Raw genomic sequence first — 15,976 nt, 5'->3', positions numbered from 1 at the left:
CGCACGGCACCCCGGCAACACCGGATCACGCCGATGTGATCAGGCCACGTACGGCGCCCCCACCCCCCACGCCTCGTACATCGCCCCCGCGAACGCCCCCGCGACCCGGTGCTCCCCGCTCGCGTTGGGATGCGTGCCGTCATAGGTGTCCGTGCGGATGTCCCAGCCGCTCGGCGCGGAGGCCAGCAGCAGCGGGGAGCGGGGCTCGTCCAGGTCGGCGACCGTTTTGGCGAGGAAGGTGTTGAAGAGGGCGACCTGGTCGGCGAAGGGGGCGTCCTCGGCGGCACGGACGTTGGGGATGACCGGCAGCAGGACCATGCGGACGCGGGGGCGCGCCGCACGGGCCGCCTCGATGAACGCCCGCACGTTGTCCGCCGTCTGCTCGGCGTTCGTGTAGAAGCCGAGGTCGATCAGGCCGAGGGAGACGAGGAGGACGTCCGCGCGGTGGGCGCCGACCGCGTCGCCGATCAGCGGGGCCATGTGCAGCCAGCCCTCGCCCCAGCCGGCGAGGTGGCCGCGGGGGAAGTCCGGGTCGGCGTACTCGTAGGAGTCGGCCGCCCCCGTCGCCTGGTCGTACAGCGACTCGCGGGGGCCGACGATCTGGAAGGGGCCGCCGTACGTCGTGCGCAGGTGCTGCCACATCCGGTAGCGCCACGTGTGTTCGCCCGCGCTCCCGATCGTCATGGAGTCACCTACGGGCATGAACCTGAGCATTCGCTCATCATGGACGATCACAGGGCCGACCGGGGAACCGGGCGGTGTGTGAGGCCCGCCACGGGGAGGCCGGACGACTCGCCCGGTGAACGCCCGCGCGGAGTGGCACGCTTGGCTCATGCGCCGACCGTTCGCCCTGCTCGCCGGGGCCCTGCTCGCGGGGGCCTGCGCGCTGCCCGCGTCCGCCGCCGACGGGGACCAGGGGTTCACCATCAAGGACCCCAGGATCACCGAGTCCAGCGGCCTGGCCGCCTCCCGGCAGCACCCCGGGATCTACTGGACCCACAACGACAGCGACGACGGCCCGTATCTGTACGCCGTCGACAGCGCGACCGGGAAGACCGTCGCCACGGTGACGCTGCGCGGCATCGGTTCCCCGCGCGACGTGGAGGCCATCTCCATGGGCCCCGACAACCAGCTCTACGTCGGCGACATCGGCGACAACTTCCACGGCCGCTGGCCCTACGTGTGGATCTACCGCCTGCCCGAGCCCAAGGAGCTCAAGGACCAGACGGTCACGGCGACGCAGTACGTCGTCAAGTACTCCGACGGCCCGCGCGACGCCGAGTCGCTGGTCGTGGACCCGAAGACCGGGCGCGCGTACATCATCGACAAGAACGAGGACGGCGGCCACCTCTACGAGGGCCCCGCCCAGCTGTCCTCCTCGGGCACGAACGTCTTCCGCCCGATCGCCACGGTCGACCTGTGGGCCACCGACGCGGCGATCTCGCCGAACGGCAGACAACTCGCCGTACGCGGCTACCTCGGCGGCATCTACTACGACTGGAACGGCGGAAAGATCGAACGGAAGGGCCAGCTCGACGTGCCCCTCCAGGGGCAGGGGGAGTCCGTCTCCTACTCCGCCGACGGCACGAAGCTGCTCTACGGCAGCGAGGGTGCGGAGAGTTCCGTGCGCGCCCTGGACGCACCGAAGGGGGCGACGGACGCCTCCGCGTCCAAGTCGCCGTCGGGAGGCGGGGTTTCGGCCTCCGGTGACGGGGCGGACTCCGGTTCCGGCGGGAACGTGGGCCTGGGCGCCGTCGTCGTGGCCCTCGGCGCGGCCGCGCTGTTCGGGGTGCGTCGGATGCGACGCAAGAGCGACGGCGCGTAGGAGCGTGCGGGAGGCGTGCATGCGGCAGGGGGCGCCCGGTGTGACACCGGGCGCCCCCTGCCGTCGTTCAACCGGCGGTCAGAGCCGCTCGATCACGTAGTCCACGCACTTCGTGAGCGCCTCGACGTCCGCCGGGTCGATGGCCGGGAACATCGCGACGCGCAGCTGGTTGCGGCCGAGCTTGCGGTACGGCTCGGTGTCCACGATGCCGTTGGCGCGCAGCGCCTTGGCGACGGCGGCGGCGTCGACCTCGTCCGAGAAGTCGATCGTGCCGATGACCTGCGAGCGCTTGGCCGGGTCGGTGACGAACGGGGTGGCGTACTTGGACTCCTCCGCCCAGGTGTACAGGCGGGTCGAGGAGTCCTTGGTGCGGCCGGTGGCGAAGTCCAGGCCGCCCTGGCCGTTCAGCCACTTGAGCTGCTCGTTGAGCAGGAAGAGGGTGGCCAGCGCCGGGGTGTTGTACGTCTGGTTCTTGCGGGAGTTGTCGATCGCGGTGGGGAGCGAGAAGAACTCCGGGATGTGGCGGCCGGAGGCATGCACGCGCTCGGCGCGCTCGATCGCGGCCGGGGAGAAGACGCCGATCCACAGGCCGCCGTCGGAGGCGAAGGACTTCTGCGGGGCGAAGTAGTAGACGTCCGTCTGCGCGATGTCGACCGGGAGGCCGCCCGCGCCGGAGGTGGCGTCCACCAGGACCAGCGCGCCCTCGTCGGCACCGGCCACGCGCTCGATCGGCATGGCGACACCGGTAGAGGTCTCGTTGTGCGTGAAGGCGTACACGTCCACGCCCGCCTCGGCGCGCGCCTCGGGGTGGGTGCCCGGCTCGGAGGCGATCACGGTGGGCTCGGCCAGCCAGGGGGCGAGCTTGGCCGCCTTGGCGAACTTGGAGGAGAACTCACCGAAGTTGAGGTGCTGCGACTTGTTCTCGATCAGCCCGTGGGTGGCGACGTCCCAGAAGGCGGTGGAGCCGCCGTTGCCGAGGACGACCTCGTAGCCGTCGGGGAGGGAGAACAGGGAGCTGATGCCTTCGCGGACCTGGCCCACCAGGTTCTTGACCGGGGCCTGGCGGTGCGAGGTGCCCAGCAGGGAGCTGCCGGTGGCGGCGAGCGCCGCCAGTGCCTCCGTCCGCACCTTGGAGGGGCCCGCGCCGAAGCGTCCGTCGGCGGGCTTGATGTCAGCGGGGATCTCGATGTCGGCCACGAGTCGGAGCGTATCGGGTACGCGAAACGGTACGAAGCCCTGTCCGTCGGATGAGACGAGATCACCAGGTCGTGGACTTGTGGGCTCGTACGACGATGTTTCGTACGGCGATCCGATGACCCGGTCGGGGCTGTGGACAACTTCCGATGCCCGTGAGTGATCGGATGCATGCTGGAGCCACGACCGGTCCACGACCGATGTGCGGGGACCACGAGCGATCCACGGGGGCTGGGATGAGTATCGACGGAGGGCTGGAAGCGGCGCTGCGGCGGGCCGTGCGGGGCGAGGTCGGCTTCGGGATCACCGACCGCGCGCTCGTGACGATGGACGCGTCCAACTACCGCCGCGTCCCGCTGGGCGTGGTGGCGCCCCGGGACGCGGAGGACGTGGCGGCGGTGCTGGAGGTGTGCCGGGCGCACGAGGTGCCGGTGGTGGCGCGCGGCGGGGGCACGTCCATCGCCGGACAGGCGACGGGCACGGGCGTGGTCCTCGACTTCACCCGGCACATGAACGCCCTGCTGGAACTGGACCCGGGCGCGGGCACCGCCGTGGTCCAGCCCGGCCTGGTCCTCGACCGCCTCCAGGAGGCCGCCGCCCCGCACGGCCTGCGCTTCGGCCCCGACCCGTCCACGCACGGCCGCTGCACCCTCGGCGGAATGATCGGCAACAACTCCTGCGGCTCGCACTCGGTCGCCTGGGGCACGACGGCCGACAGCGTGCGCGAGCTGTCCGTGCTCACCGCGCGCGGCGACCGGTTGCGCCTCGGGCGGAACTGGGCCGGGGCCCCACCCGGCCTGCGCGACCTGGCCGAGGGCGAACTCGCCCGCCTGCGCACCGGCTTCCCGGACCTGCCGCGCCGCATCTCCGGGTACGCGCTGGACGCCCTGCTGCCCGAGAACGGCGCCGACGTCGCCCGCTCCTTCTGCGGCTCCGAAGGCACCCTCGGCATCCTCACCGAGGCGGTCGTGAGCCTGGTCCCGGAACCCCGCGCGCGTGCCCTGGCCGTGCTGGGCTACGCCGACGAGAGCGCCGCCGCCGAGGCCGCCCCCGGCCTGCTGCCGCTCGCCCCGCTGACCGTGGAGGGCATGGCCGCCGACCTGATCCGCGCACCAGCCGGACTGCCCGAGGGAGGCGCCTGGCTGTTCGTGGAGACGGGCGGCGATACGCCCGGGGAGGCACGCGCGCGGGCCGGGACGGTGGTCCGCGCGGCCGACGCGGTGGACGCGCGCGTGGTCACCGACCCGGCCGAACGGCGCACCCTGTGGCGGCTGCGCGAGGACGCGGCCGGCACCGCGACCCGGATGCCCGACGACACGGAGGCCTGGCCCGGCTGGGAGGACTGCGCGGTGCCCCCCGCCCGGCTCGGCGCCTACCTGCTCGACTTCCGCGCCCTGCTCGCCGTCCACGGACTGCGCGGCACGCCGTACGGCCACTTCGGGGACGGCTGTGTGCACGTCCGCATCGACTTCGACCTGCTCACCGAGGCGGGCGTCGGCCGCTTCCGCCGCTTCTCCGAGGACCTGGCCGACCTGGTCGTCTCCCACGGCGGCTCGCTCTCCGGGGAGCACGGAGACGGGCAGGCCCGCGCGGAGCTGCTGCCGCGCATGTACGGCGCCGCGACGGTCGAGCTGTTCGAGCGGGCCAAGGCGCTCTGGGACCCGGACGACCTGCTCAACCCCGGGATACTGGTCCGCCCGGCCCCGCTGGACGCCAACCTGCGCTTCGCCGCCCAGCCCCGCCGCCCGGTGGACGTGACCTTCGGCTACCCGGCCGACGGCGGCGACTTCCGCGCGGCCGTCCGCCGCTGCGTCGGTGTCGCCAAGTGCCGTACGGCCGGCGTGTCCGGGCCCGCCGTGATGTGCCCCTCCTTCCGGGCCACCGGCGAGGAGTCCCACTCCACGCGTGGGCGGGCCCGGCTGCTGCACGAGATGCTCGCGGGCGAGCTGATCACCGACGGCTGGCGCTCCACCGAGGTCAGGGACGCGCTCGACCTGTGTCTGTCCTGCAAGGGCTGTCGCTCGGACTGCCCGGTCGGCGTCGACATGGCCACCTACAAGGCCGAGTTCCTGCACCACCACTACGCCGGACGCCTGCGCCCCGCCGCGCACTACAGCATGGGCTCGCTCCCGGTGTGGCTGCGCTGGATCGCCCGCACCCGCACCGCGCCCCTGTTCAACGCCCTCGCGTCGGTGCGCCCACTGGCCCGGGCCGCGCGGTGGGCGGCGGGGATCGCGGCCGAACGGGAGATTCCCCGGGTGGCGGAGCGGACGTTCGGGCAGTGGTGGCGGGGGCGGGAGAGCAGCTCGTGGTGGCGGGGGCGGGCGGGTCCTCGCGCCTCGGACGACGGTCTCGACGCCTTGGACGACGGCGAGCGCCCGGGCCGTACCGCACCGGGCGGCACCGGGGACCTGGTGGTCCTGTGGCCGGACACCTTCACCGAGCATCTCTCCCCGTCCGTCGGCCGGGCGGCGGTGCGGGTGCTGGAGGCGGCCGGGCTGCGGGTCGCCCTGCCGCCGACGCTGCGGCTGCGCGGCCGCCCGGTCGGGGACGGCCGCTCCCACGCGGCGACCGCGTTGCTCCGGGCCCGCCGGGACCGTGTCTGCTGCGGCCTCACCTATATCTCCACCGGCCGCCTCGACGCCGCCCGCGCGGTGCTGCGCCGCACCCTGGACCTGATGGAACCGGTGCTGGAGGCGGGCGCGCCGGTCGTCGTCCTGGAACCGAGCTGTGCGGCGGCGCTCCGCTCCGACCTGCCCGAGCTGCTGCCCGAGGACCCGCGCGCGGCCCGGCTGGCCGCCTCCGTCCTCACCTTCGCGGAGGCGCTGGAGCGGCACGCGCCCCTGTGGACACCGCCCGCCGTCGACCGCCCGGTGACCGGCCAGACCCACTGCCACCAGCACGCGGTGCTCGGCGACGGCGCCGACCGCAGACTCCGCGAGGCGGCGGGGCTGACCGGCGACCTCAGTGGCGGCTGCTGCGGGCTCGCGGGCAACTTCGGCTTCGAGAAAGGACACTTCGAGGTCTCCCGCGCCTGCGCCGAGGACCAGCTCCTGCCCTCGGTCCGGCGGGCGCCCCCGGACACCGTGATCCTGGCCGACGGCTACTCCTGCCGCACCCAACTGGCCCAACTGTCCGGCATACGCGGCCGCCACCTCGCGGAGGTGCTCGCGGACGCGCTGGACCGGGCGGAAGGGGGGCCGTGAGCGGGAGGAACGGCCGGACGGCGGCCTCGTGCGCCCTCGCGGCACCGCGCTCCGGGGCGTGCGGGACCGGGGTGCGGGGCGGGCGGTGCCAGGGCCGGGGGCGGTCCCCGCTCGTAGGGTGAGCGCACAGCGACCGTGTCGTGAAGGAGTCCCGCGCATGACTCTCACCCTGCGTTCCGTCACCCGGGCCGAGCACCTGTCCTTCGTCGCGTCCCTCCCCTCCGTCAGCCACATGCAGCTGCCGTCCTGGGGGGACGTGAAGCCGGACTGGACGGCGGAGAGCCTCGGCTGGTTCGAGGAGGACGGGCGGCTGGTCGGGGTGGGCCTGGTGCTGCTGCGGCCGCTGCCCAAGGTCAGGCGGTATCTGGCCTACCTCCCCGAGGGCCCGGTCATCGACTGGCACGCCCCCGACCTGGAGCGCTGGCTCGCCCCGCTGCTGACGTACCTGAAGTCGCGCGGCGCCTTCTCGGTGAAGATGGGTCCGCCGGTGGCCGTCCGGCGCTGGAGCCCCGAGGCGGTCAAGGCCGCGATCGCGGACCCGGACGCGCACCGGCTGCGCGACGCCGAGCCCACCTCGGAGGACCCGCGCGCCCGCGAACTGGCCGACCGGCTGCGCCGCATGGGCTGGCGGCAGGCCGAGCCGGGTGCCGAGGAGGGCTTCGCGGCGGGCCAGCCCCGGTACGTGTGCCAGGTGCCGTTCGCCGGGCGCTCGCTCGACGACATCCACGGCGGGCTCAACCAGCAGTGGCGGCGCAACATCAAGAAGGCCGAGAAGGCGGGCGTCAAGGTCGTGCGCGGCGGCCACGAGGACCTGCCGGCCTTCTACGAGCTGTACACCGAGACCGCCGAGCGCGACCGGTTCGTCCCGCGCCCGCTGCCCTACTTCCAGCGCATGTGGACCGTGCTCACCGCCGAGGACCCCGACCGGATGCGCCTGTACCTCGCGCACCACGACGGGGAGGTGCTGGCGGCGGCGACGATGCTGACCGTCGGCGGGCACGTCTGGTACTCCTACGGCGCCTCCACCGCCCGCAGACGCGAGGTCCAGCCCAGCAACGCCATGCAGTGGCGCATGATGACCGACGCCCATGAACGCGGCGCGCACGTCTACGACTTCCGGGGCATCACCGACACCCTGGAGGAGTCCGACCACCTGCTCGGCCTGCTGCGCTTCAAGGTGGGGGCGGGCGGCGAGGCGGTGGAGTACCTGGGCGAGTGGGACTTCCCGCTGAACCGGCTGCTGCACAAGGCGCTGGAGACGTATATGCGCCGCCGCTGAAACTCCTGGTCGGAGGGGTCGTTTCTCAGCATCCGGGACGGTCGGTCGTACAGCCGCAAAAACGCTTCACACGCCTGACGGTGGTCCACTATCGTGGACCGGGCAGTACACCGAGATGCACATGATCCGTTCCGAGCCCGACCTCAGGACCGCCCGTGACTCCCGTCAGCACCTCCAGCACGACCACCCCGGCCACCGGTGAGCGGCAGTCGCCGCCGGGCGGGGGCAGGCTCGGCTCGCTCGGGCCGGTCGGCCTGGTGCTGGCCGGCGGAGTGTCGGTCCAGTTCGGCGGCGCGCTCGCGGTGACGCTGATGCCCCGCACGGGCGCGCTCGGTGTGGTCACCCTGCGACTGCTCGCCGCGGCCGTGGTGCTGCTCGTGTTCTGCCGCCCCCGGCTGCGCGGACACTCCCGCGCCGACTGGATCACGGTGATCGTCTTCGGCATCACCATGGGCGGGATGAACGGGCTGTTCTACCAGGCGGTCGCCCGTATCCCGCTCGGTCCCGCCGTGACCCTCGAGGTCCTGGGCCCGCTGGCCCTCTCCGTCATCGCCTCCCGTCGCGCGATCAACGCGCTGTGGGCCGGGCTCGCCCTCGGAGGTGTCTTCCTGCTGGGCGGGGGAGGCTTCGACACGCTCGACCCCATCGGTGTGGCCTTCGCCCTGGGGGCGGGCGCCATGTGGGCGGCCTACATCGTTTTCAGCGCCCGTACGGGCCGCCGCTTTCCGCAGGCCGACGGGCTGGCCCTCGCCATGGCGGTGGCCGCGCTGCTCTTCCTGCCGCTGGGCATCGCCGGGGCGGGCACCCGGCTGCTGAACCCGACCACCATCGCGCTCGGTTCGGCGGTCGCCCTGCTCTCCTCGGTGCTGCCCTACACCCTCGAACTCCTCGCCCTGCGCCGTCTGCCCGCCCACACCTTCGCCATCCTCATGAGCCTCGAACCGGCCCTCGCGGCCACGGCGGGCTTCCTCGTCCTCCACCAGACCCTGTCCGCCATGCAGGCGGCGGCCATCGCCCTGGTGATCGCGGCGAGCATCGGCGCGGTCCGCACCCAGACGCGCCGCGCCTCGGTCCCGACGCGCGCACCCGAAGCCTGAGCGGACGCGTCCGACCGCGGCCCGTTCGCGGGTCACTCCAGCGTGGTCAGGGCCGCCCGTGCGTTGTGGGCCGCGATGCCGAGCATGGCCTCGCGGTCGGGGAAGTCGCCGTCGAGGAGGCGGAGAGGGCCCGCGACCAGGGAGAGGTGCTGGGCCAGGGCGTAGAGCGCGAGCCGGTCGGGGTCGAGACCGGGGCGGGCGAGGTGGGCGTAGTGCTCGCCGAAGCGGAGGCGCAGGAAGGTGTGCTCCCACTCCACGTCGAAGTGGAGCAGGCCCTCGATGTCGATGAGGACGGGGTGACCGTCGGCGTCGAGGAGGACGTGGTCGGGGCCCAGTTCACCGTGGACCAGGCCGTACGCGGTGCGGGGGCGCACGCGGGAGCGCAGGTCGTGGAGTCGGGCCGCGAGGCGGTCGTGCGCCGGGTGGATCGTGGCGTCGCGGGCGGCGGCCTCGGTGAGGTCGCGCAGGGCGCGGTCGAGGACGAGCTGTTCGGCGGGGGCCGCGCTGAAGGGATAGGGGTGGCCCACACTGCCGTAGCGCGGAGCCTGGGCGTGTCGCATGTGGTCGAGGGCGCGAGCGAGTTCGGCCAGGGGTGTGGCGGCGCGGGCCGGGTCGTTGAGCAGCAGGGACTCCAGAGTGCCGCCGGGGATGTCCTCGACCACGGCGAGGTCGGCGGTGCGGGGGCCGGTGCCGGTGGGGGTGCCGGTCGCGTCGGGCTCGGTCGCGTACAGCAGGTCCGGGGTGCGGACCCCCGCCTCCCGGAGTGCGTGGTGTGCGGCCAGGTAGGGGGTGAGGCCGGCGGTGGGGGCGAGGGGGCCCGTCGGCGGTTCGTCGTCGGCGTCCGGCCAGAAGTTCTCCTCCGGCGCCCACCGGTACACGATCACGGCGGCGGGTCGGGCCCCGTCGAGCCGCACCCGGTAGACCCCCTTCTTGCTGCCCCCGCGCAGTCGCTCGACGCCCACGATCCCGGCGCGGGTGCCCAGTGCTTCACGCAACAGTTCCGGGAGGCCGACGGTCGTCGTCAGTTCGCGCATCGGGTGAAGGTACCGGGACGGCGGGGCGCTCCGGTGGCGAATGCTTTTCATGCAAGCACGCTTGATTGTTTCCGGGGCCGCTGCCATGCTCCCCTGCATGGCCGATCCGACGCCCGTCATTGACGACTTGCGTGCCGAGAGTGATGAACTCGATCTGTTGGTAGGGGAGTTGAGTGCGGAGCAGTGGGCGTCGCCCACTCCGGCGCCCGGCTGGACCGTGGCCCATCAGATCGCGCATCTCGCCTGGACCGACCGGTCCGCGCTGACCGCGGTCACCGATCCCGAGGGTTTCCGGGTGCTGGTGGAGAAGGCGTTCGCCGCGCCCGGGTCCTTCGTGGACGAGGGAGCGGAGGAGGGCGCCCGGCTCACGCCCGCCGAGTTGTTGGCGGGGTGGCGTACGGACCGGGCCGCGCTGGAGCGGGCGCTGCGGGACGCGCCGAGCGGGGCGAGGTTCCCCTGGTATGGGCCGCACATGTCCGCCGCCTCCATGGCGACGGCCCGGCTTATGGAGACCTGGGCCCATGGGCTGGATGTCGCCGCCGCCCTGGGTGTGGTGCGGACACCTACGGACCGGCTCCGGCATGTGGTGCGGCTCGGGGTGCGTACGCGGGACTTCGCCCACGGGGTGCACGGACTGACCCCACCGGGCGAGGAGTTCCGGGTGGAACTCGTCGGCCCCTCCGGTGAGGTGTGGTCCTACGGTCCGCCCGATGCCCCGCAGCGCGTCACCGGTCCCGCCCTCGACTTCTGCCTCCTGGTCACGCAGCGCGCCCACCGCGCCGACCTGGCCCTGGCCGCCGTCGGGCCGGACGCCGACCGGTGGCTGGACATCGCCCAGGCGTTCGCGGGTCCGCCCGGACAGGGGCGCGCGCCCGGGGAGGCGGGCCGGTGACGCCGGCCGAGAGGGCGACCGGTGAGGGAGCGCCCGCCCAGGCGACGCCCGTCGCGCCCCTCCGCATCGGCAACTTCTCCGGCTTCTACGGCGACCGCGCCGACGCCCTGCGCGAGATGCTCACCGGCGGCGAAGTGGACGTCCTCACCGGCGACTACCTCGCCGAACTCACCATGCTCATCCTCGCCCGCGACCGGCTGAAGGACCCGTCCGCCGGGTACGCCCGCACGTTTCCACGCCAGTTGGAGGACTGCCTCGGGCTCGCGCACGAGCGCGGGGTGCGGATCGTCACCAACGCGGGTGGGCTCAATCCGGCGGGACTCGCTGACGCGGTACGGGAGCTGGCGGAACGGCTCGGGATACCTGTGCGTGTCGCACATGTGGAGGGGGACGACCTCACCGCCGCTCACCCCGGTGTGCTCGCCGCACATGCTTACCTCGGTGGCTTCGGCATCGCGGAGTGTCTGCGCGCGGGGGCCGACATCGTGATCACCGGGCGGGTGACGGACGCGGCCCTCGTCACCGGGGCCGCCGCCGCACACTTCGGATGGGGGCCGGGGGAGTACGACCGGCTCGCGGGGGCCGTGGTCGCCGGACATGTGCTGGAGTGCGGGACGCAGGCCACGGGCGGGAACTACGCGTTCTTCGGGGACGGTGACGTACGCCGTCCCGGGTTTCCGCTGGCCGAGATCCACGCCGACGGCAGCAGCGTCATCGCCAAACACCCCGGCACCGGCGGCTTCGTGGACACCGGGACGGTCACCGCGCAGCTGCTGTACGAGACGGGGGGCGCGCGGTACGCGGGGCCCGATGTCACCGCCCGGCTGGACACGGTACGGCTCCGCCAGGACGGGCCCGACCGGGTGCGGATCAGCGGTGTGAGGGGAGAAGCACCCCCGCCCACGCTCAAGGTCGGGCTCAACCGGCTCGGCGGGTTCCGCAACGAGGTCGCCTTCGTGCTGACCGGGCTCGACATCGAGGCCAAGGCGGCGCTGGTGCGCGAGCAGATGAGTGATGCGCTGGCGAAGTCGCCTCCGGCGGAGACCCGTTGGGAGCTGGTGCGCACCGACCGGTCCGACGCCGACACCGAGGAGACGGCGTCCGCTCTGCTACGGCTCGTCGTCCGGGACAGCGACCCGCAGGTCGTGGGGCGCGCGCTGAGCGGGGCCGCGATCGAGCTGGCCCTCGCCAGTTACCCCGGCTTCCATGTGCTGGCACCACCCGGGAAGGGCGATCCCTATGGGGTTTTCGAGGGTGTGTACGTGCCCCATGGTGCCGTCGACCATAGGGCCGTCCTCCATGACGGACGTCGTGTCCGTGTGGCGCCGCCCCAGGGGACGCGTCCCTTCGAAGACGTACCGGACCCGGCTCTTCCCGAATCCCTCCCGACCGGTGGCGGTCCCACCCGTCGCGCGCCCCTCGGGCTGCTCGCCGGGGCCCGTAGCGGGGACAAGGGCGGGGACGCCAATGTCGGGGTGTGGGCCCGTTCCGACGACGCCTGGCGCTGGCTCGCGCACGAGCTGACCGTCGACCGGTTCCGCGAGTTGATCCCCGAGGCCCGCGACCTGACCGTCACCCGGCACGTACTGCCCCACCTGCGCGCTCTCAACTTCGTCGTCACCGGCATCCTCGGCACCGGAGTCGCCGCCCGCCACCGCTTCGACCCCCAGGCCAAGGCCCTCGGTGAATGGCTCCGCTCCCGCCAGGTGGACATCCCGGAGGAGCTGTTGTGACACCTCCCAAGCCCCCTCGGCCCCCCAAGCCCCCGCAGCCACGGCAACCGCGAAAGCCACGGAAGCCACGACGCGCACCCAAGCCACGCGGGGCGGCCTGCGGCCGACCCCGGCTGCCCCGAGGGCTGGTGTCGAACCCCTCTCGGTCGCCTCGCCCGGCGTCCTGCGAAGGCCGACCGTCCACACCCTCCGGCACCCCCACCCCCCGATCCGGAGGCACCCCATGACCGTCCTCCCCTCCTCCCTGGACCCCACCGCCCCCGACTTCCAGGCCAACCGCGAGGCCATGCTCGGCAAGCTGGCCGAGCTGGAGGCCGAACACGGGAAGGCGCTCGCGGGTGGTGGGGAGAAATATGTGGCCCGGCACCGTAAGCGCGGCAAGCTGCTCGCGCGGGAGCGGATCGAGTTGCTGGTCGATCCCGATACGCCGTTCCTGGAGCTGTCGCCGCTGGCCGGGTGGGGCAGTGAGTACACGGTCGGGGCGTCGCTCGTCACGGGGATCGGTGTGGTGGAGGGCGTGGAGTGCCTGATCACCGCCAACGATCCGACCGTGCGCGGCGGTGCCAGTAACCCGTGGAGCCTGAAGAAGGCGCTGCGCGCGAACGAGATCGCCCACGTCAACCGGCTGCCCTGCATCAGCCTCGTCGAGTCCGGGGGCGCCGATCTGCCCTCGCAGAAGGAGATCTTCATCCCCGGCGGGGCGATCTTCCGGGACCTGACCCGGCTGTCGGCGGCCGGTATTCCGACTATCGCCGTCGTGTTCGGCAACTCCACGGCGGGCGGCGCGTACATCCCCGGGATGTCGGACCACGTGATCATGGTCAAGGAGCGGGCGAAGGTGTTCCTCGGCGGGCCGCCGCTGGTGAAGATGGCGACCGGGGAGGAGAGCGACGACGAGTCGCTGGGCGGTGCCGAGATGCACGCCCGTACCTCAGGGCTCGCCGACCACTTCGCGGTGGACGAGCGGGACGCGATCCGGCAGGCCCGCCGGGTGGTCGCGCGGCTCAACCACCGCAAGGCGCACGGCGATCCGGGCCCCGCCGAGCCGCCGAAGTACGACTCGGAGGAGCTGCTCGGGATCGTGCCCGGCGATCTGCGCACTCCCTTCGACCCGCGCGAGGTGATCGCCCGCATCACCGACGCGTCCGACTTCGACGAGTTCAAGCCGCTGTACGGCACGAGCCTGGTCACCGGCTGGGCCGAGCTGCACGGTTACCCGGTCGGCATCCTGGCCAACGCGCGCGGGGTGTTGTTCAGCGAGGAGTCGCAGAAGGCCGCCCAGTTCATCCAGCTCGCCAACCAGCGCGACGTCCCGCTGCTGTTCCTGCACAACACCACCGGCTACATGGTGGGCAAGGAGTACGAACAGGGCGGGATCATCAAGCACGGCGCCATGATGATCAACGCGGTGTCCAACTCGAAGGTGCCCCACCTCTCCGTCCTCATGGGCGCGTCCTACGGCGCCGGGCACTACGGCATGTGCGGCCGCGCCTACGACCCCCGCTTCCTCTTCGCCTGGCCCGGCGCCAAGTCCGCCGTCATGGGCCCGCAGCAGCTCGCCGGAGTGCTGTCGATCGTGGCCCGGCAGTCGGCGGCGGCGAAGGGACAGCCCTACGACGAGGAGGCCGACGCCGCGCTGCGCGCCATGGTGGAGCGGCAGATCGAGTCCGAGTCGCTGCCCATGTTCCTGTCCGGACGCCTCTACGACGACGGCGTCATAGATCCCCGCGACACCCGAACCGTCCTCGGCATATGTCTGTCCGCCATACACACGGCCCCCTATCAGGGCGCCCGTGGCGGCTTCGGCGTCTTCCGGATGTGAGGCCCATGATTTCCACCCTGCTCGTGGCCAACCGGGGCGAGATCGCCTGCCGGATCTTCCGCACCTGCGCCGACCTGGGCATACGTACAGTCGCCCTACACTCCGACGCGGACGGGGGTGCGCTGCACACACGTGTGGCCGACACCTCGGTACGACTGCCGGGCGCGGCTCCCGCCGAGACGTATCTGCGCGGCGACCTCATCGTGAAGGCCGCCCTCGCGGCGGGCGCGGACGCCGTGCACCCCGGCTACGGCTTCCTCTCCGAGAACGCCGACTTCGCCCGCGCCGTCCTCGACGCCGGACTGGTCTGGATCGGACCGCCGCCCGAGGCCATCGAGGCCATGGCGTCCAAGACCCGCGCCAAGGAACTGATGGGCATCGCCCCGCTCGACGCGGCCGCGCTCACGAAGACAGACCTCCCCGTCCTGGTCAAGGCCGCGGCGGGCGGCGGCGGACGCGGGATGCGCGTCGTACGCCGGCTCGACGAGCTGCCCGGCGCGCTGGAGGCCGCCCGCGCCGAGGCCACGAGCGCCTTCGGGGACGGGGAGGTGTTCGTCGAGCCGTACATCGAGCGCGGACGCCATGTCGAGGTGCAGATCCTCGCCGACACCCACGGCACCGTCTGGACCCTCGGCACCCGCGACTGCTCCCTCCAGCGCCGCCACCAGAAGGTGATCGAGGAGGCCCCGGCGCCGGGCCTGCCGGCCGCGCTCACCGAGAAGCTGTACGCGATGGCCGTACGGGCCGCGCGCGCCGTGTCCTACGAGGGCGCGGGCACCGTCGAGTTCCTCGTGGCCGACGGCCGGGCGCACTTCCTGGAGATGAACACCCGGCTCCAGGTCGAACACCCCGTCACCGAGGCGGTGTTCGGTCTCGACCTGGTCGCCGAGCAGATCCGGATCGCCGAGGGGCATGCCCTCCCACTCGACCCGCCGACCGCGCGCGGCCACGCCGTCGAGGCCCGCCTCTACGCCGAGGACCCGGCACGCGGCTTCGCCCCGCAGACCGGCACCCTGCACCGGCTCGCCGTACCGGGCGTACGCCTGGACGCCGGGTACGGCGACGGCGACACGGTCGGCGTGCACTACGACCCGATGCTCGCCAAGGCCGTCGCCCACGCGCCGACCCGCGCCGAGGCCGTCCGCGCCCTCGCCGGTGCCCTGGAACGGGCCGCCGTCCACGGCCCGGTCACCAACCGCGACCTGCTCGTCCGCTCGCTGCGGCACCCGGAGTTCACCACCGCCCGCATGGACACCGGCTTCTACGACCGCCACCTCACCACCCTCACCGAGCCCGCCCCCGACCCGTACGCCCCCCTGGCCGCCGCCCTCGCGGACGCCTCGGGCCGCTCACGGTTCGGCGGCTGGCGCAATGTGCCGTCGGCTCCGCAGATGAAGCGGTACGAGAGGGAGGGCGAGGAGGTCGAGGCGGCCTACCGGCACACCAGGACGGGCCTCGCGGCGGACGGCGTACGCGTGGTGCGCGCCGAACCCACCCTCGTCGTGCTCGAAATCGACGGCGTGGAACGGAAGTTCGAGATCGCCCGCTACGGCACCCGGGTCCACGTCAACACCACCGCCCTCACCATCCTGCCCCGCTTCCCCGACCCCCGCCCCGACCACGCCCCCGGCTCCCTCCTCGCCCCGATGCCCGGCACCGTCGTCCGTGTCGCGGAGGCCCTGACCGAGGGCACCGAGGTCAAGGCGGGCCAGCCCCTGATCTGGCTGGAGGCGATGAAGATGCAACACCTGATCACGGCCCCGACGGACGGCACCCTGACGACCCTGCCGGTGGCGGTGGGACAGCAGATGGAGATGGGCGCCCTTTTGGCGGTGGTCGAGAGCAACTCCCCTTAAGGGGCGCGGGGAACTGCGCGACCAGCCACAGACAAGCC

11 protein-coding genes are annotated in these 15,976 nt (G+C 73.0%); 8 read left to right on the top strand and 3 right to left on the bottom strand.

Annotation, left to right across the window (positions count from 1 at the left end; translation table 11 throughout):
• Positions 1–39 precede the first annotated feature (39 nt).
• Positions 40–714 (bottom strand): GDSL-type esterase/lipase family protein, encoded by a 675-nt coding sequence (locus AB0E91_RS15605; RefSeq protein ID WP_361780896.1) that lies wholly within the window; start codon positions 712–714, stop codon positions 40–42.
• Positions 715–832: 118 nt separating this feature from the next.
• Here AB0E91_RS15605 and AB0E91_RS15600 point away from each other — a divergent pair, with 118 nt between their 5' ends.
• Positions 833–1,825 (top strand): WD40 repeat domain-containing protein, encoded by a 993-nt coding sequence (locus tag AB0E91_RS15600; protein ID WP_361780893.1) that lies wholly within the window; start codon positions 833–835, stop codon positions 1,823–1,825.
• A gap of 78 nt (positions 1,826–1,903) precedes the next feature.
• On the opposite strand, the gene serC is transcribed toward AB0E91_RS15600, so the two are convergent.
• Positions 1,904–3,022, bottom strand: a complete 1,119-nt coding sequence (gene serC, locus AB0E91_RS15595; RefSeq protein WP_361111471.1) for a phosphoserine transaminase — start codon at positions 3,020–3,022, stop codon at positions 1,904–1,906.
• Positions 3,023–3,255: 233 nt separating this feature from the next.
• On the opposite strand from serC, the gene AB0E91_RS15590 reads away from it, so the two are divergent.
• The 3 genes from AB0E91_RS15590 (at position 3,256) to AB0E91_RS15580 (ending at position 8,601) form a co-directional block, all read left to right on the top strand.
• Positions 3,256–6,225: an FAD-binding and (Fe-S)-binding domain-containing protein gene (locus tag AB0E91_RS15590; RefSeq protein WP_361780889.1), complete on the top strand. Its 2,970-nt coding sequence runs from the start codon at positions 3,256–3,258 to the stop codon at positions 6,223–6,225.
• Positions 6,226–6,382: 157 nt separating this feature from the next.
• Positions 6,383–7,504, top strand: coding sequence for a peptidoglycan bridge formation glycyltransferase FemA/FemB family protein (locus AB0E91_RS15585; protein ID WP_361780886.1), 1,122 nt, complete (start codon positions 6,383–6,385; stop codon positions 7,502–7,504).
• A gap of 155 nt (positions 7,505–7,659) precedes the next feature.
• On the top strand, positions 7,660–8,601 hold the full coding sequence (locus tag AB0E91_RS15580; RefSeq protein WP_361780883.1) for an EamA family transporter: 942 nt from the start codon (positions 7,660–7,662) through the stop codon (positions 8,599–8,601).
• Positions 8,602–8,633: 32 nt separating this feature from the next.
• Here AB0E91_RS15580 and AB0E91_RS15575 read toward each other — a convergent pair whose 3' ends face one another.
• Positions 8,634–9,635, bottom strand: a complete 1,002-nt coding sequence (locus AB0E91_RS15575; RefSeq protein WP_361780880.1) for a phosphotransferase — start codon at positions 9,633–9,635, stop codon at positions 8,634–8,636.
• A 97-nt stretch (positions 9,636–9,732) separates the two neighbouring features.
• Here AB0E91_RS15575 and AB0E91_RS15570 point away from each other — a divergent pair, with 97 nt between their 5' ends.
• The 4 genes from AB0E91_RS15570 (at position 9,733) to AB0E91_RS15555 (ending at position 15,938) form a co-directional block, all read left to right on the top strand.
• Positions 9,733–10,527, top strand: a complete 795-nt coding sequence (locus AB0E91_RS15570; protein WP_361780871.1) for a TIGR03084 family metal-binding protein — start codon at positions 9,733–9,735, stop codon at positions 10,525–10,527.
• Positions 10,524–12,260 carry an acyclic terpene utilization AtuA family protein gene (locus AB0E91_RS15565; protein ID WP_361780868.1) on the top strand — a complete coding sequence of 579 codons (1,737 nt, stop codon included), beginning with the start codon at positions 10,524–10,526 and terminating at the stop codon, positions 12,258–12,260. The genes AB0E91_RS15570 and AB0E91_RS15565 overlap by 4 nt, the downstream gene beginning before the upstream one ends.
• Before the next feature lie 223 nt (positions 12,261–12,483).
• Positions 12,484–14,082, top strand: a complete 1,599-nt coding sequence (locus AB0E91_RS15560; RefSeq protein ID WP_361780865.1) for a carboxyl transferase domain-containing protein — start codon at positions 12,484–12,486, stop codon at positions 14,080–14,082.
• A 5-nt stretch (positions 14,083–14,087) separates the two neighbouring features.
• Positions 14,088–15,938, top strand: coding sequence for a biotin carboxylase N-terminal domain-containing protein (locus AB0E91_RS15555; protein WP_361780861.1), 1,851 nt, complete (start codon positions 14,088–14,090; stop codon positions 15,936–15,938).
• The last annotated feature ends 38 nt before the right edge of the window (positions 15,939–15,976 follow it).

The sequence above is a fragment of the Streptomyces sp. NPDC026659 genome, assembly GCF_040638245.1.
GTDB lineage: Bacteria > Actinomycetota > Actinomycetes > Streptomycetales > Streptomycetaceae > Streptomyces.
This window is presented reverse-complemented; position numbering and strand designations above follow the sequence as displayed.